This window comes from Neptuniibacter sp. QD72_48 (assembly GCF_047778065.1).
GTDB lineage: Bacteria > Pseudomonadota > Gammaproteobacteria > Pseudomonadales > Balneatricaceae > Neptuniibacter.
Genome location: NZ_CP180547.1, coordinates 3301129 through 3319438, shown reverse-complemented (window position 1 = coordinate 3319438; position 18310 = coordinate 3301129). Strand labels below are relative to the sequence as shown.

The 18310-nt window shown below is 45.1% G+C and carries 10 protein-coding genes and 1 pseudogene; 1 reads left to right on the top strand and 10 read right to left on the bottom strand.

From position 1 onward, the window contains the following. Positions 1-38 precede the first annotated feature (38 nt). Positions 39-8273 carry a calcium-binding protein gene (locus ACMXYX_RS15130; protein WP_415906202.1) on the bottom strand — a complete coding sequence of 2745 codons (8235 nt, stop codon included), beginning with the start codon at positions 8271-8273 and terminating at the stop codon, positions 39-41. Beyond that, positions 8273-8902: a hypothetical protein gene (locus ACMXYX_RS15125; protein ID WP_415906201.1), complete on the bottom strand. Its 630-nt coding sequence runs from the start codon at positions 8900-8902 to the stop codon at positions 8273-8275. The genes ACMXYX_RS15130 and ACMXYX_RS15125 overlap by 1 nt, the downstream gene beginning before the upstream one ends. Positions 8903-9169: 267 nt before the next feature. Between ACMXYX_RS15125 and ACMXYX_RS15120 the strand changes: the two are divergent. Further along, positions 9170-9436, top strand: a pseudogene (locus ACMXYX_RS15120) (DUF1820 family protein); the annotation flags it as partial. A gap of 44 nt (positions 9437-9480) precedes the next feature. On the opposite strand, the gene ACMXYX_RS15115 reads toward ACMXYX_RS15120, so the two are convergent. The 8 genes from ACMXYX_RS15115 to epmB all read right to left on the bottom strand — a co-directional run bounded on the left by ACMXYX_RS15115 (position 9481) and on the right by epmB (position 18202). Continuing rightward, a complete protein-coding gene (locus ACMXYX_RS15115) occupies positions 9481-10446 on the bottom strand; it encodes a 2Fe-2S iron-sulfur cluster-binding protein (RefSeq protein WP_415906200.1) in 966 nt (321 codons plus the stop codon). Positions 10447-10457: 11 nt separating this feature from the next. Further along, positions 10458-11258: a group I truncated hemoglobin gene (locus ACMXYX_RS15110; protein WP_415897003.1), complete on the bottom strand. Its 801-nt coding sequence runs from the start codon at positions 11256-11258 to the stop codon at positions 10458-10460. A 10-nt stretch (positions 11259-11268) separates the two neighbouring features. Further along, complete coding sequence (locus ACMXYX_RS15105; protein ID WP_415897002.1) at positions 11269-11622, bottom strand: c-type cytochrome; 354 nt, start codon at positions 11620-11622, stop codon at positions 11269-11271. A gap of 6 nt (positions 11623-11628) precedes the next feature. Continuing rightward, positions 11629-12210, bottom strand: a complete 582-nt coding sequence (locus ACMXYX_RS15100) for a DUF3365 domain-containing protein (protein WP_415882482.1) — start codon at positions 12208-12210, stop codon at positions 11629-11631. A gap of 47 nt (positions 12211-12257) precedes the next feature. Beyond that, entirely contained in the window at positions 12258-13568 is a 1311-nt protein-coding gene (locus ACMXYX_RS15095; RefSeq protein WP_415897001.1) for a cytochrome c3 family protein, read from the bottom strand. A gap of 15 nt (positions 13569-13583) precedes the next feature. Then, positions 13584-15566, bottom strand: coding sequence for an FAD-dependent oxidoreductase (locus tag ACMXYX_RS15090; RefSeq protein ID WP_415885866.1), 1983 nt, complete (start codon positions 15564-15566; stop codon positions 13584-13586). 351 nt (positions 15567-15917) lie between these two features. Continuing rightward, on the bottom strand, positions 15918-17069 hold the full coding sequence (locus tag ACMXYX_RS15085; RefSeq protein WP_415896999.1) for a hypothetical protein: 1152 nt from the start codon (positions 17067-17069) through the stop codon (positions 15918-15920). A gap of 119 nt (positions 17070-17188) precedes the next feature. After that, positions 17189-18202 (bottom strand): EF-P beta-lysylation protein EpmB, encoded by a 1014-nt coding sequence (epmB, locus tag ACMXYX_RS15080; RefSeq protein ID WP_415896998.1) that lies wholly within the window; start codon positions 18200-18202, stop codon positions 17189-17191. Between the last annotated feature and the right edge of the window lie 108 nt (positions 18203-18310).

The window sequence follows — 18310 nt, the reverse complement described above, 5'->3', positions numbered from 1 at the left end:
ATGGGTAAAGTGTTTTCTGAGTGCCCCTTACCACATGATTATCCTGCAGCCTGCCAGCTAGTTGCGAGGACGGGTTGCAGTTGATCTTTAATGTTTTGCGGTATTTCTTCCCCAGCTCCCGATGGTGCATCAAATACGGCCATAGCTTGTACTAATGCATCAACTTTTGAGTGATCCAAAGTGTGGCCATTCGTTTCTATTGTTTCAATTTGATGTTTTGAGGAAGAGTACCAACTTTGGATCGTGATTGAATCATCAGTACCTACAGTCGAGATTACTAAATCATTGTTTGAGCGTTCAAACCATAGTTCGGCGATGTCAGTGATATCGTCATAGATGACCTTATCGTCACCACCGTAGTTGTAGTAGTTGTAATCATTGATGGTGTCATGACCATCACCACGGTTAAAGATATAGGTATCTTGAGTAGTCCAACCTTCCAAACGGTCGTTACCGGTGCCCCCAATCAAGGTGTTTTTGTAATTTCGTTGGTCATAGCCATTGCTGTAACGTTCGACCGTGATGGTGTCATCACCCGCATCGCCAGAGAATAGGTTGTTACCCTTGCGAGATGTCAGTGTGTCGTTACCGCCTTCACCGTATAGCTTATCGCTGACGGTTGTACCGACCAAAGCGTCATCACCTTCTGTGCCATGCACTTCAACAGCTAGCGCATGAATCTCGGAGGAAGTCATGACAGAACCATCTGTAAACTCGAGTGTCTCGATACGATATTTACTGTTAGTGACACCGTGTTCAATGATGATCTGATCATCAGCTACACCGTCAGGGTCATTAATGGTTAAGACGATGTGATTGCCAGTACGGGTTACGACGATGTGTTCACGGAGGATACCTTCGCCAAAGACGATCTTATCGTCACCACCGTAGTTGTAGTTGTTGTAATCATTGATGGTGTCATGACCATCACCACGGTTAAAGATATAGGTATCTTGAGTAGTCCAACCTTCCAAACGGTCGTTACCGGTGCCCCCAATCAAGGTGTTTTTGTAATTTCGTTGGTCATAGCCATTGCTGTAACGTTCGACCGTGATGGTGTCATCACCCGCATCGCCAGAGAATAGGTTGTTACCCTTGCGAGATGTCAGTGTGTCGTTACCGCCTTCACCGTATAGCTTATCGTTGACGGTTGTACCGACCAAAGCGTCATCACCTTCTGTGCCATGCACTTCAACAGCTAGCGCATGAATCTCGGAGGAAGTCATGACAGAACCATCTGTAAACTCGAGTGTCTCGATACGATATTTACTGTTAGTGACACCGTGTTCAATGATGATCTGATCATCAGCTACACCGTCAGGGTCATTAATGGTTAAGACGATGTGATTGCCAGTACGGGTTACGACGACGTGTTCGCGTAGGATACCTTCACCAAAGACGATCTTATCGTCACCACCGTAGTTGTAGTTGTTGTAATCATTGATGGTGTCATGACCATCACCACGGTTAAAGATATAGGTATCTTGAGTAGTCCAACCTTCCAAACGGTCGTTACCGGTGCCCCCAATCAAGGTGTTTTTGTAATTTCGTTGGTCATAGCCATTGCTGTAACGTTCGACCGTGATGGTGTCATCACCCGCATCGCCAGAGAATAGGTTGTTACCCTTGCGAGATGTCAGTGTGTCGTTACCGCCTTCACCGTATAGCTTATCGCTGACGGTTGTACCGACCAAAGCGTCATCACCTTCTGTGCCATGCACTTCAACAGCTAGCGCATGAATCTCGGAGGAAGTCATGACAGAACCATCTGTAAACTCGAGTGTCTCGATACGATATTTACTGTTAGTGACACCGTGTTCAATGATGATCTGATCATCAGCTACACCGTCAGGGTCATTAATGGTTAAGACGATGTGATTGCCAGTACGGGTTACGACGACGTGTTCGCGTAGGATACCTTCACCAAAGACGATCTTATCGTCACCACCGTAGTTGTAGTTGTTGTAATCATTGATGGTGTCATGACCATCACCACGGTTAAAGATATAGGTATCTTGAGTAGTCCAACCTTCCAAACGGTCGTTACCGGTGCCCCCAATCAAGGTGTTTTTGTAATTTCGTTGGTCATAGCCATTGCTGTAACGTTCGACCGTGATGGTGTCATCACCCGCATCGCCAGAGAATAGGTTGTTACCCTTGCGAGATGTCAGTGTGTCGTTACCGCCTTCACCGTATAGCTTATCGTTGACGGTTGTACCGACCAAAGCGTCATCACCTTCTGTGCCATGCACTTCAACAGCTAGCGCATGAATCTCGGAGGAAGTCATGACAGAACCATCTGTAAACTCGAGTGTCTCGATACGATATTTACTGTTAGTGACACCGTGTTCAATGATGATCTGATCATCAGCTACACCGTCAGGGTCATTAATGGTTAAGACGATGTGATTGCCAGTACGGGATACGACGACGTGTTCGCGTAGGATACCTTCACCAAAGACGATCTTATCGTCACCACCGTAGTTGTAGTTGTTGTAATCATTGATGGTGTCATGACCATCACCACGGTTAAAGATATAGGTATCTTGAGTAGTCCAACCTTCCAAACGGTCGTTACCGGTGCCCCCAATCAAGGTGTTTTTGTAATTTCGTTGGTCATAGCCATTGCTGTAACGTTCGACCGTGATGGTGTCATCACCCGCATCGCCAGAGAATAGGTTGTTACCCTTGCGAGATGTCAGTGTGTCGTTACCGCCTTCACCGTATAGCTTATCGTTGACGGTTGTACCGACCAAAGCGTCATCACCTTCTGTGCCATGCACTTCAACAGCTAGCGCATGAATCTCGGAGGAAGTCATGACAGAACCATCTGTAAACTCGAGTGTCTCGATACGATATTTACTGTTAGTGACACCGTGTTCAATGATGATCTGATCATCAGCTACACCGTCAGGGTCATTAATGGTTAAGACGATGTGATTGCCAGTACGGGATACGACGACGTGTTCGCGTAGGATACCTTCACCAAAGACGATCTTATCGTCACCACCGTAGTTGTAGTTGTTGTAATCATTGATGGTGTCATGACCATCACCACGGTTAAAGATATAGGTATCTTGAGTAGTCCAACCTTCCAAACGGTCGTTACCGGTGCCCCCAATCAAGGTGTTTTTGTAATTTCGTTGGTCATAACCATTGCTGTAGCGTTCGACCGTGATGGTGTCATCACCCGCATCGCCAGAGAATAGGTTGTTACCCATCCGTGATATCAACGTATCGTTACCTTTGAGACCAGAAAGGAAGTCATTCGCTGTAGTGCCTATAAGTGTGTCATCACTTTCAGTGCCATATACGCCGAGCGCTAAGCTGTTAATCTCAGAAGAAGTCATGATGGAACCATCAGCAAACTCGAGTGTCTCGATACGATATTTACTGTTAGTGACACCGTGTTCAATGATAATCTGATCATCAGCTACACCGTCAGGGTCATTAATGGTTAAGACGATGTGATTGCCAGTACGGGTTACGACGACGTGTTCGCGTAGGATACCTTCACCAAAGACGATCTTATCGTCACCACCGTAGTTGTAGTTGTTGTAATCATTGATGGTGTCATGACCATCACCACGGTTAAAGATATAGGTATCTTGAGTAGTCCAACCTTCCAAACGGTCGTTACCGGTGCCCCCAATCAAGGTGTTTTTGTAATTTCGTTGGTCATAGCCATTGCTGTAACGTTCGACCGTGATGGTGTCATCACCCGCATCGCCAGAGAATAGGTTGTTACCCTTGCGAGATGTCAGTGTGTCGTTACCGCCTTCACCGTATAGCTTATCGTTGACGGTTGTACCGACCAAAGCGTCATCACCTTCTGTGCCATGCACTTCAACAGCTAGCGCATGAATCTCGGAGGAAGTCATGACAGAACCATCTGTAAACTCGAGTGTCTCGATACGATATTTACTGTTAGTGACACCGTGTTCAATGATGATCTGATCATCAGCTACACCGTCAGGGTCATTAATGGTTAAGACGATGTGATTGCCAGTACGGGATACGACGACGTGTTCGCGTAGGATACCTTCACCAAAGACGATCTTATCGTCACCACCGTAGTTGTAGTTGTTGTAATCATTGATGGTGTCATGACCATCACCACGGTTAAAGATATAGGTATCTTGAGTAGTCCAACCTTCCAAACGGTCGTTACCGGTGCCCCCAATCAAGGTGTTTTTGTAATTTCGTTGGTCATAGCCATTGCTGTAACGTTCGACCGTGATGGTGTCATCACCCGCATCGCCAGAGAATAGGTTGTTACCCATACGAGATGTCAGGGTGTCGTTACCGCCTTCACCGTATAGCTTATCGTTGACGGTTGTACCGACCAAAGCGTCATCACCTTCTGTGCCATGCACTTCAACAGCTAGCGCATGAATCTCGGAGGAAGTCATGACAGAACCATCTGTAAACTCGAGTGTCTCGATACGATATTTACTGTTAGTGACACCGTGTTCAATGATGATCTGATCATCAGCTACACCGTCAGGGTCATTAATGGTTAAGACGATGTGATTGCCAGTACGGGATACGACGACGTGTTCGCGTAGGATACCTTCACCAAAGACGATCTTATCGTCACCACCGTAGTTGTAGTTGTTGTAATCATTGATGGTGTCATGACCATCACCACGGTTAAAGATATAGGTATCTTGAGTAGTCCAACCTTCCAAACGGTCGTTACCGGTGCCCCCAATCAAGGTGTTTTTGTAATTTCGTTGGTCATAGCCATTGCTGTAACGTTCGACCGTGATGGTGTCATCACCCGCATCGCCAGAGAATAGGTTGTTACCCATACGAGATGTCAGGGTGTCGTTACCGCCTTCACCGTATAGCTTATCGCTGACGGTTGTACCGACCAAAGCGTCATCACCTTCTGTGCCATGCACTTCAACAGCTAGCGCATGAATCTCGGAGGAAGTCATGACAGAACCATCTGTAAACTCGAGTGTCTCGATACGATATTTACTGTTAGTGACACCGTGTTCAATGATGATCTGATCATCAGCTACACCGTCAGGGTCATTAATGGTTAAGACGATGTGATTGCCAGTACGGGATACGACGACGTGTTCGCGTAGGATACCTTCACCAAAGACGATCTTATCGTCACCACCGTAGTTGTAGTTGTTGTAATCATTGATGGTGTCATGACCATCACCACGGTTAAAGATATAGGTATCTTGAGTAGTCCAACCTTCCAAACGGTCGTTACCGGTGCCCCCAATCAAGGTGTTTTTGTAATTTCGTTGGTCATAGCCATTGCTGTAACGTTCGACCGTGATGGTGTCATCACCCGCATCGCCAGAGAATAGGTTGTTACCCTTGCGAGATGTCAGTGTGTCGTTACCGCCTTCACCGTATAGCTTATCGTTGACGGTTGTACCGACCAAAGCGTCATCACCTTCTGTGCCATGCACTTCAACAGCTAGCGCATGAATCTCGGAGGAAGTCATGACAGAACCATCTGTAAACTCGAGTGTCTCGATACGATATTTACTGTTAGTGACACCGTGTTCAATGATGATCTGATCATCAGCTACACCGTCAGGGTCATTAATGGTTAAGACGATGTGATTGCCAGTACGGGATACGACGACGTGTTCGCGTAGGATACCTTCACCAAAGACGATCTTATCGTCACCACCGTAGTTGTAGTTGTTGTAATCATTGATGGTGTCATGACCATCACCACGGTTAAAGATATAGGTATCTTTACTGGTCCAGCCTTCTAAGCGGTCGTTGCCGGTACCACCAATTAAGGTGTTGTTATGATTACGTTGGTTGTATCCGTTGCTATATCTCTCAATGCTTAAGGTGTCATCACCGGCATCGCCGGATAGTCTGTTATGTCCATAACGTGCGGTAAGTGTATCGTTACCTGTACCACCATTTAGACTGTCATTACCGTCTCCAGCCTGAATAGTATCGTTGCCTTCATCTCCCCAAAAAGAGGTCGACTCACTGCCACCTGTTAGGGTGTTGTCCAGATTGTTTCCTACTAGTACGGAATGACCAATTGCTTCACCGGACTCAATACCATCCAATAGAATATTGATCTTGTAAGAATCAAAGAGCGCGTTGATTTCATCAGTGTGATCTTGCGTGGTATCAGCGAGGTCTCTTAGGTGGGTATAAGGGTTCCAGCCTGACCCTTCAAATAGACTGTTGTTCTGGCTATAGAGTTCCAGAAGGTTATGGACAGTATTTACAGGGTCATTTGCAAAGTTTTCTGCGGCTACAGTTTCAAGGCCTGTAAAATCAATACCAAGATCACCATCCGTAATACTTAGTTCTAGAGCATCTAAATATTCTTTGAATAGAGTTTGTGGAAGCAAAGCTTCAAACACTGAATCTACAAGCGCATCATAGGATTGATTGATGAGGTTGATGCGTTGTTGCTCTAAGCCAAGGTCGTTTGCGGTAATGGTGTATGTGGTACTTAAACCTATAATTCCACGTGATACTCTGCGGTTACCAATAACAAACTGAACAGAGGTCTCTTCGTCTGAACTTGTATCGTTAAAATCAAAGAATTTTTTGCCAGTAAATACCTCGAGAATGCGGATCTGAGCTATGGCTTCTTCAAGTTCGGAGCTGACTTCATTATCAATGGCATCGTCTATCTCCAATGAAATTACATTATTGGTTGAGTCATCAGAAGTAAAACCGGTTGGACCGGAATCCTCTTCACGTAGTTTAAATTGAAGATGGATTAGGTTGTTTATAACGGTTTTATTAATGCGTTCGACAAAATCATCGTAGTCTGCAGAATCAGCCCAAGAGCGAAGTAAACCATGAATAGCAGACTTTTGTTCAGCCATAGAGCCTAGTGCGCTATAGGCGGATAATGTGGAGGCTAAGTTTGCATCAAGTTGAGCGGCTTCGCGCAGATCCCTTACTGCCCCTGAGCCTTGCATATCCGGTAAAGTCGAGTTCTCTTCGCTAATTTGTACCGAATCTGTAAATTCACGGAAGAAGGGATCGGTGGCAAGGTCTACATCCACCGCCAGTTGTTCTTGCTCCGAGACAGATCCAGTGGTTCCAACAGAACCATCGCTTTTAATAAAAGAGGTAACCTTGCTAATTAAGTTGCCATTGCCTTGATCTTGAGAAACCTCTTCACCTTGAGTGTTGATACTGACGATATCTAGTTCTTGTAGTGTAAATAGTTCATTTTGTTGGCTAATACCGTCTGAGTTTAGATCGCGCCATACGCGTAGGTTTTCAAAATCACTATCAGCAGCATCTACTTGGCCATCAGCGTTGTTGTCTAAGTCGGCTAAGGCATCTAAGCCGTCAATTGCCATGGAACCGTCAGATTTCAGTGTATTGTCGCCAAACAGCTCTCGGCCTGTATCAATCGTACCGTTTCCATCGCGATCCATCACTAGCAAGCCATCATCGGAGGCGATCCAGCCTGTGCCTTGCTTAAGGCCATCAGCATTATGATCAAATACAATGGAACCATCTAAAGCTAGAGTTTCTATACCATCGCCATCTAGGTCGAGGGTTAGAGGGTCACGGCGTCTAGGAGGTGCAGGGGTGAAGTTAACTGCACCATCAAAATTTACATTGGCATCTGGATTGATACCAAATTCCCAGTCCTGCCAGTCACTAGTGGAGTTTTTTAAATTTTGGAACTCTTGATATAAATTACTTATCTCAGTCCAAAATTGATTGTAATTATCAGTAAGGTTTTCGTATTGCTGTGCAATTTCGTTAGCAAAATTTTCAAACGATTTATCTAAGAAATCGATGAATTTATCTTCAGTTAAGGTGTTCTCATCAGCAGGGAATAGGTATTCATCATCGAAGTTATTAAACAGTTGTGTGATATCATTTGTGGATAGATTTTGTTCCGTAAGGAAATTTGCAGTTACTGTATGGCAGTTTTGGCGAAGAGCATAATAGTCATAGTCCCCTTGGTTTATTTTATCTCTAAAAGCCTTTGCTTCATTTTCTAGATCTATTAAAGCGCTATTACTTCCTGTCCATACAGTATCCCCCTGAGTATGGGTGCCTATAGAATCCCAGTCATTAAATTCCCTTTGGCCATGAATAGATTCAGAATATTCCTCAAAAACCACTTCAATATCTGAAAGTCCCGCTACGCCAATACCGCCAGGGCCCCCTCTTAGAATTTTTTTATTCCCATTGTCGTACTCAAAGATGAGGTAGGTATGTTGAGGTGGAGTAACAACTCCGTTTTCTGTGCCCGGCACATCCTTAGACCAAATTTGAATGCTCGCCATTATAAATTCCCTTTTTTAATTGTTAGTTCGTCTCTAGATATTGTTATATTTTGTATTCTGCTTTTTGAAGATTTGACTGTTATATGCCATCCATTAAGATCATTTATCTGTCTCCTTCTGTATAAATAGTGGATCGATTCTTCGCCTTTATTAATTTTTTTTTGTATTTTGGCGTTGCTGTTTTTAAGAGTTTCTAATAAATGCTCTGTTTGGCTTCCAATTGGATGTTTTTTTAGTAGGGCTAGGGTAGCTATTTTTCTATTTTTATAATCGCTTAGTTGGAAGTTTTCTATCTGACTATTTGGAATGTTCTTTGTTAGATCTAAACCGTCGAGACTTAATTTTATATTGAAACTTTCAATTAACTCATTGTTTGTATTTAAAATAATATACCAGTGCCAAATGTTGCATTTACAGTTATCGGGTGATTCTCTATGTTCGCATACTATAATGTTGTCAGATTTTTTTATTTCTAAGTAACAGCTTTTCTCCCCTGTTCTATTTTTTAAAAAGCTTAGTCCATCTTTTATTGTGGTATTTTTTAAACTGGATAGACTAAGTTGAATATCTGATTTTTTGTAGAAGTATTTGGCTTTATTGTACGTTATGCTATCTGCATAGGTTTGCATTGTGAAAAAAGCCAGAATAAATGTTAGGATTGCTTTCATTTTTATTGAATTTTATAGAATTTAAGGGGGAGGTTATTTGGTGCTAGGGAGGGGAGCTTATCTTGTCCATAAAGCATTTTATTGAAATCCTTATCAATGTTATTAATATGTAATATATTTTTATTTTAATCTAATTTCAATCATATTTTTTTGAATTGATGATCATTAATTTAGGGTATAAGAATGTATTTTTGAGTGAACGTTGTTATTAATGTAGATTAAGAGCTTGAACTCTATGCGAAGCATGTTTATCAAAGCGACATGTGGGGGTTTTTAGAGATTGAAGAGTTGGTCTTTGGGAATCGCTCTGAACTCGTTATCGACCCAGGTGAAGAGAAACTCAAAACTGAATTTAGTGGTGTGAAGCGCTCTTATATTCCTTCCCATGCGATTGTTCGCATCGACGAGGTGGAGAACGAAGGCGTTGCTAAAGTTTCTGAGGCAAAAGGCACCATCGCGGCATTTCCGATAAGCCCTGCACCGCAAAAGAATTAAAAAAGCCGGCAGTGCCGGCTTGTGGAGTTAGGCTAGCAAGTTACCTAACTCGAGGGAGTGAACAGGTCGCAGTAAATATCCTGCATATTGGCACCAGCCAAAAATGTTTGTTTACGTAATGTTTTGACGCGATCTTCGGAACCACAGAAATAAGCTCGGTAGCCCTTGGTATTTGGTACCCTGTTTTTGACTACGGCATTGAGATCACCGATCTCGCAACCGTCTGGTTCTGATCTGGTTTCTTCGAGCACAACGGGATAATAAGTGAGGTTTTCGTAGTGCTCACTCAACGCTTTTAACTCTTCGACTAGGTATAAGCCTGCGCTATTTTTAGCGCCAGCGAATAAGCTGATTGGGCCGGTATGACCCTGTTGTAAGGCATCTCTGACAATGCCATAAAGAGGGGCTAACCCAGTACCGGTACCCGCCATAAGGATCGGTTGGTTGAGATCCGTTTTGGTATAAAAACAGTCGCCAAATGGCCCTTGTAGCTCAATGCTTTCACCCAGTACAAATTCATTGAGTGCCCATTGGCTAAACTGCCCATTTTTAAAAATACGTAGCTGTAGTTCTATATGGTCATCGAGGTTTTTTACGCTGGCGATTGAGTAAGATCGGCTCAATCCATCATGACGAACTAAATTGATATATTGTCCTGCTAAGTAATCGATATCTGCTTTTAGTTTGAGTTGCAGAACGGAGTCCGTTAGTTGTTGCTTACTGATTAAGATCCCTTCGGTTGAGGATACTTGCGCATTCCGTTGAACGCTCATTGCAGTATTTGGCTGGCAGCGACAAGCCAGAAAGTAGCCCTGTTGCTTTTGAGTCTCTTTAAGGCCTTTTTGAGCATCAGCTGGTGGCGTACCTTCTGTCGATTGGAGCATGCAGCACTGGCAAGCGCCAGCACGACATGAATTGGGAATGTCGTGACCAGCATCCAATAAGGCTTCTAAAAGGTTGGAGCCTTCTTTGACCGTAATATCAGCCTCTTCAAATCTGACGCTTACCATGTTGTGACTCCTTAGCGATTAAGCACGTCGTCTTTAACGCTGCTGGCAATACCTGCAATTTCGCCGATATCACTGTCACTCACGCCGAGTTCAGTCAGCGTCGCGGCTAGGTTTTCAACGACCGCATCAAAATGGGTTTCGTTAAGTCCTTTAAGGTGTTTGTGCCCTTCACGCATATCTTGTCCGGTGTAGTTGTGTGGGCCGCCGAAGACCATAGTTAAGAAGGCTTTTTGCTTGGCTGCTTGGCCATCCATATCTACATCATCGAAGTAGTGGCTGATACGGTTATCAGCAAGCACTTTGCGGTAAAAAATATCGACGGCAGCATCTACCGCTGCTTCGCCACCAATTCGCTCGTATAAACTCATCTCTTTTTCCTCTTGGACCTTCTCGCCTTCTTTAGGGTGATTAAGAACATCATCCCTTACACTTTCCGCGATACCTGCAATTTCGCCGATATCTTCACTGCCAACACCCAGTTCAGTTAGGGTCGCGGCTAGGTTTTCAACGACCGCATCAAAGTGGCTATCGTTTAGCCCTTTGAGGTGTTTATGACCTTCGCGCATATCCATGCCGGTGTAGTTGTGGGGGCCACCAAAAACCATGGTTAGAAAGGCTTTTTGTTTTGCGGCTTGACCTTCCATGTCAACATCATCGAAGTAGTGGCTGATGCGGTCATCTACCAACACTTTGCGATAAAAAATATCCACAGCAGCGTCTACCGCTGTTTCGCCGCCTAGTCGTTCATAAAGGGAGGCTGGGCACTTAGCCCCGCCGAAAATTGATTTCAATTTGCTGAAGAAACAACCCATGTTAGATCCCTCATTCTTTGATTTGTGAAAGCATGTAGCCAACTGCTAAGCTGATCTCTTCGTCAGAAAGATCTGTAAAACCACCTTTAGCTGGCATCAGGCCAATACCATTAATGGCATGTTCGACCAGAACGGCCTTGCCCTGAGTCGCGCGCGTTTTCCACATCTTTTTATTGCCAACGATAGGAGCGCCGTTGATGCTTTGTGCATGACACGCAAAGCATCGGCCCTCTACGATCTCTTTCCCTTGTTGCAATTCGGGAGACAGAGAAGCAGTCTTTGTTGTCTCGCTTGAATCACATCCTGTGGCGATAAAAGACACTAGGATTAGTGTGAATAGCGACATCAGAGCACCGTTAAACATGGGTGATTACTCGCCTAGAGGTACACGAATAACGACACCACCCATAACATCACCGAGTTTAAAGTCTGTTTTAGGGCTATCTTTATGACCGTTGTGGCAGCTCACGCAGGCTTTTACAGAAGCAACATCCGCGTAAACCGCAGTGAAGTAGTCTTTGCCACCTAATGTTTCTGTTCCGTAGAAATTTTTACCTAGGTTTTTGGCAACGTACTCAAGGCCTTCTTTCTCCATGTCAGTACGTGGGGCGTTTTGTGAATTGATTGGCCAAATTGACTGGAGGGAATATGTGAAGTCATCCGTTACTTCAGATACAGATTCATAACCTAAACGGAACATCTGCGCTGGAAGTGGTACACCGTTATCTACATCTTTCCAGTGCTCAACTGGCATAACGGCATCAGCTCCTTTAGGGCCAAGACGACCAACAATGTATTTTGTGTAGTTAGTACGGTCAGCATTCATTACTGCGAAGAGTGCGTCAGTGTGTTTGCTTGGATCGATACCAACCGCTTTCTCTTCTTCCTGACAGCCTGTGATTGCTAGTGCAGTTGCCGCTATTGCAGTGGCTAAAGTTACTTTTTTCAGCATAGTATTTTCCTCGTTCCCCAAGTTCTCATAAGTAAATCGGTATAGGGCTATTTAGCTTCTCGGTCTAAAACCATCTGGATCGACGGAATGTTTTGAGAAGGTAGCCCTTTAAAATTGTTTTCAATCAGTACTTCGTCAGCCAAAGCGTCGATGCTGAATGAAAGGGAGTGACAATCCATGCAAACGCTTCGGATCATCTTTTCATTCGGACGTAAATTCATGCTTTGGTTGTGCTGTACGCGAACGACCTCTTCACCAAACTCTTTGTGCACTTCGCGCGGCATATGACAGGTCGCACAGGCCACGCCGCTGCCTGCAGGCAGCTCGCCTTCTAGCTCTTGCTTCCAAAGTTCTGCATGAGGTGAATTCGCGTAGTTTTGTGTATGGGTATCGTTGTGACAGCTGGTACAGGATTCGACAGCAGCGAGCTTCGGCTCAGGTTTATGAGCATCGTGGCAGCTTGCACAGTCCAGGCCTGTTGTATCAGCGTTCTCGTGGAAAGCGGCTCGACCGGTGACTGGAGACATCTTGCCCAACCCTACCGATAGTTTCATACCGTGCTTTCCTGCCAAAAAGCCTTTTTCTTCGTGGGTATGACAGCTATTGCATGCGGCAAGACCTGGATCGTCTTGCCATGCTTGTCCTTGTGGTGCATGGCAGCTGGTACAGTTCACACCAGCTGTCGCATGGATGCTTTCACTCCACTCTTTAAGGTGTTCAGGCGAGGCAGAAGGCGCATCAGCCTGATCTATTGATAGACTTGCTTTACGTTCGATTGATTGCGTACCGGTTCGAGCTAAAACTTGGGCCATCGCTTTGATCATCGGGCCTTCGTTGTTGCTCAAAAGGAAATCTTCATAGAGTGCGCGGTTGTCGTGATAGTTGTGGCAACCTGCCGAGGCGCAAGTGTCAAATCCCATGCTTTCATGACTTGGTCGTTCTTCGGCAATTTCTGCATGACACTCGTAACAGAAGTCGTCTGGTAGCGTTACACCCATCTCGAAGGTTTGATCTTGTTTATGTTCGCCATGACAGGTCACGCAGCTCACGGCATTGATCTTTTCGAGTCGATCAGCGTTACGTGGGTCGGTAAACTTTTTGATTGGGTGTGAATCGTGGGAGGTTTTCAGCTCTTCTTGGTGGCAGCCTAAGCACGCATCATGGATGACCTCTTCACCACCAAAAGGATCGGTGTGGCAAGTATCACAACTCATTTCGATCTGATGGTGACCGTGTGTCGCTTCACCGATTATGAAGTCAGGCTTCTGTTCTTCTAAGAACATCTGGTAACCAAAATAGCCTGCCAGCGAAAAGCAAAGCACTAACCAAGCAAGCCAGATAGATAATTTACGACTCATGAATATCTCTCCGACCTAGAAATAGTAAACACTGAGAATGTGGAAGCTTAAAAGGGCTGGAAGAGGCCAGCTCAGTAGCAAGTGACCCCAAAAGCCGATGCTGCGCAGTTGCTGACCGACATTGAAGGAAAGCTTATGTTGCATGCCTATCGCGAGGCTGATCACAATGCCTAAACCCGCTAAGAGTAAAAAATTGATCAGTAGCCATTGGTTAAGGGCTTGACCACTATTGAATCCGGTATGGGCCAATAAAATGACTAGGCAGAGGAGGGCCAAAATAGTGTGTAGACTGCGCCACAGTTTGTAAGAGCCAAGCTTGAGTGCTTTGCTGCGTTTCTTAAGCGACATAAGAAGGCCAACAACCGTGAGGCCTAACAGCGTGAACCCAGTTACTTGCTTGTAGAAACCATCGTTCCAGAAAAGATCTAAGCGCATCGAGTCTTGCACGGATGTGCTGACAGTAAACGCTGGCACCATAAGATAGGCGATCAATGCGGCTAATACCCCTAAAGAGGTGATCAATAAATTTCTGCTGTCCGGTGCGGCTTGTTGCTCTGCTTCGGAGCCAAGAATTTGTTGAACAAGTGGCTTACAACTACCACATGTGGTTGTAGCGCCTGTGCATTTGGCAATCGTTTCCATGGTGCAGCAGCCTTGCTGGTCCATGGCGTAGCTGAGTTGCCCACGAGTCACGTTGTTACAGTTACAGATCACTGCGGTTTCTGGCCAGTTTTCTGGGCTATTAGACGCTGGATTCCAAAGGTTTCCGGTAAAGCGGAAGCGCAAAATCTGCCATGTGTAAACTCGGCGTTGGTGGGTGATCAGCTCCTGAATACGAGGGATCTCATCCCAGTCGCCAATCGCCATTGCACCGACAATTCGTCCTTTGCGAATGGCTAGTTTGCGATATCCGCCATCTTTGGCCTTGTAGCTGAAAAACTGATTTTTATCGTAAGGCTGATCGTCTAAGACGTTACCCATACTGAATACGGATTCGCCGACGACTTTAAGGCGAGCAATGCTATGAGAGCCTAAATATTGGCTGTCACCTTGAGTCATATGGTTGGCAGCAACAGCGGCTTGTTCGAAGCCTGGAGCTACCAACCCGTAAACTTTGTCTCGGTGTTCCGCGCATTCACCAATGGCGTAAACATCCGGATCAGATGTTTGTAAGCTATCGTTGACGCGAATGCCGGTACCTACTTTGATCCAAGCTTTACGCGCTAACTCAATATTAGGTTTGATACCTGCAGAGATAAGTACAGAGTCACACTTGAGTGTTTTGCCATCACGCAGTCGGACCCCTTTTACTCGTTGATCACCGACTATACCTTTAACTCCGGCTCCGACAATGACGCGAATCCCCATAGATTCAAGCTGGCTTTGTAGCATTACAGCGGCTTCATCATCTAACTGTTGATTCATGATGCGGCTAGCTTGCTGGACCAAAGTGATGTTGGTCATATTGCCTTGCATGGCACGTGCGGCTTCTAAACCGAGCAGGCCGCCGCCAACCACAACTAAATCTTGGCTGCGTGTTGTACGTGCTTTGAGTTTTTCGGCATCGCGCATGTTGCGGAATGTGAATACACCTTCCAGATCTACACCAGTGATATGTGGAACGTGTGCACGAGAGCCCGTGGCGATGACTAGCTTGGCGTAACTGTAATGATTAGCTTCTGAATCTGTAACGCTGTGGTTTTCAGTATCAATCGACACGATCTCTTTGCAGAGGTATTTGAAAAGAGGGTCGTTATCTAATTCATCGAGTGGAAGTAATAAGTTTTCTGCGGAGTCTTGACCTGCAAGTAAGGCGCTCAGGCGAACGCGGTCATAGGGTAGGTAGGGTTCATTACCAAATAAAATTACGGGTGCCTGAGGTGCGTTTTTGCGCAACTCTTGAATAAACCTAAATCCAACAGGACCTGCTCCGACCACAATGATCGCTTGATCCCATTTGTCAGCACCGTTGCCCACTTTTGGTTGTACTTCGCTCATTATTTGCTCCCCTCGGTCGTACTCAATGACCTTGGTAGTTATAGAGCAAAAGGCTTGCCAAAAATGTTTTGTATGTACATTTTTTTATTTAAATCTATTTAAATTCAATAGGTTAGATTAATGTTTTTTATATGTATGAATAGGATTGCTCTTTATGTTGCTGTGCACCATAAATTAGCTTGGTCAAAAAAATAGCAATAAAACTGCGCAAAAAAGTTACGTAGTCGGTGTGCCAAAAAGGAGCAAAAGCGGTTTTTTGAGGGGGATGATTTAACCTGTTTGCCCCAATTTGGATAAAATTGAGGGGGGAATTAGTAAGCGTGATTTAAGGGTTAGCAAAAGGCTTTATAGTTACACGACTAGATCAACCTGCTGTAAGGTGCCGGTCTCGCCTTCCTCTGTAAGAAAAAGGCCTGTTGCACGAATCTTTCCTGCCATTTCGTCACTATATTGGCCAGCACTTAGCTCCCAATCCGTACGGGAATAACCGAGATATAAAGCGCCAATATCTTTGTCGGCTAAGGTGAACATGCTGCTACTGCCATCATTGTGCTGAACCCAGATGCGTAATTGATCCCAGATCGCATCGCCTTCATCGATAAAACCGTTGTTATCATCATCGTAGGCTGCGAGCTCTTTAAAGCCATTACCTGACTGTGCGCCAAACAGCTCGTTACCATTATCAATTGCACCATTGTTGTTTTTGTCGAGGGCGATATAACCGCTCGAGTCATCAAGACGATGAACGGTATCCAGCTCACCATCGCTATCTATATCGAACTCAATTGTATCGGCGCTAAGTTCGGCGGCTTGGCCAGAAAAGTTGATCACGAGAGGATCTTTAAGCGCTGCCCCCAAACGAATTTGAAAACTGTGATTCTCGCTGAGTGAACGGCTCATATTGAGTTGTAGGTTAAGATCGATAACCCGACCGTCTGCAGTACGCACTTGCCCTTGGACTTGAAACTGGACTTGCTCGGTCGAGGTCGTGGTTTCGCTGTAGCTGTATTCAAAGCCGTGTTCTAGGGCTTCGCCAGAAGTAATACTCAGTTGGCTGGCGGATGTCGTCGCTTGCTCAGTAGTAGAATTGTTACCGCTATTTCCTACAGCTTGCGCATCTAACATGCCGACGTTGAAGCTTTTGCCTGTCATGCTTTCAAACAGCTTTTTTAGAAGCTCAATTTTGATTTTATCTTCTGGGTTTAGCTCAAATAGACTTGAGCTACTCCCCGTCGTCTTTGTGATTAGCTGATCAAGGCTGTATTTACCGACATTTTCCCGTTCCATCTGTTTGCGGAAATCGGCATAGGTTGAGTCATTAGCTTGAGTGCTTTGATTTACCTCTTTTACCACCCGCTCCCTGTGGCTGCCTTCGACCAAGTTCTCTTTATTGAAAGCATCGCCAGCGCGAACATACCCCTCGGTTAGATGCTCTCTTATTTCGGTATAGGTTGATTGGTGCGCTGCACTCTCCAGTGCAATATCAGAAGCGGCAATACGCATTGCTTCACCCTCTAGTGCTAATTACTCCATTCGATAGTTATCGGCAGCAGTCGAGGGAAGCAAAGGATGAAACTAAGAATATGAAAAAGTTTCAGTTTCCTTTCGTAAGAACGGCGGGGTTAGAACAACAGTGTTTTAGAACCCTTGCCAGGAATCTCGCGAGCAAGCTTTGGTACTAGGTAACCCGGTAATGTTGCCTGCAGTTGTTGGTGCAACGCTATGGCTTGCTCGTCAGGGATATCAAAGTGAGCTGCGCCTTTTACCGGGTCTAGGGTGAATAAGTAATAGGGTAGAATTCCGAAATGAAAGAGCTTCTCACTCAGATCTGTTAGCGCGGCTAGGCTGTCATTTATGCCTTTGAGCAACACTGCTTGGTTTAAGACGGTAACGTTTGCTGTTCTTAGATCTGCGCTAGCTTGCTCAACCTGTTGATCCAGTTCATTAGCATGGTTGGCATGAAGAACCATCGCGATATCGAAACGGCTATTAGCAAAGAGTGTGGTTAACTCGGAGGTGACCCGCTGCGGGATTACTATTGGTAAACGGGTGTGAATTCTTAACCGTTTTAGATGAGGGATCTCTTCTAAATCAGTAATCATTCTGCATAAGCGTTTATCCGAGGTTGCAAGGGGATCGCCTCCTGAAAAAATTACTTCGGTAATGCTTTTATTTGCATTTAAGTACTCAAGTACTTGTTGCCATTGCCCAGAACCTAAGCGGTTGTCTTGATAGGGGAAATGGCGGCGAAAGCAGTAACGACAATTTACTGCACAAGCTCCACTTAGAATAAGCAGTACACGACCATGGTATTTGTGGATAAGTCCATCACTGTGGTTTGCAGCCATCTCTGCAAGAGGGTCGGTGACATAGCCTGGAATATCCGCGCTTTCTGCATCTAGCGGTAGAATTTGGCGTAACAAAGGATCGTTTGGATTACCTTTTTCTATCCGCTGTAGAAATGGCTTTGGCACTTTTAGTGAGAAGAGATTGCTCCCTTGTTGCGCGCCATGAAGTAGTGATGCGGGGAGATCTAATAGCTTAAGCAGCTCGGCTGGATCATCAACTGTGTGACTCAGGAGCTGTTGCCAGTCGGCTTCTTCCGTGACGGGAATGGGATTAGAAATAGAATTCATGATGTTTTTGTACGGAATTACGACTGAAAGTTGCTCGCATTTTCCTTTCAAGTAGAATGTCTGTCAATTTTACGATCAACAGGGTTTGTTGGTTGAGAAAAACTTACA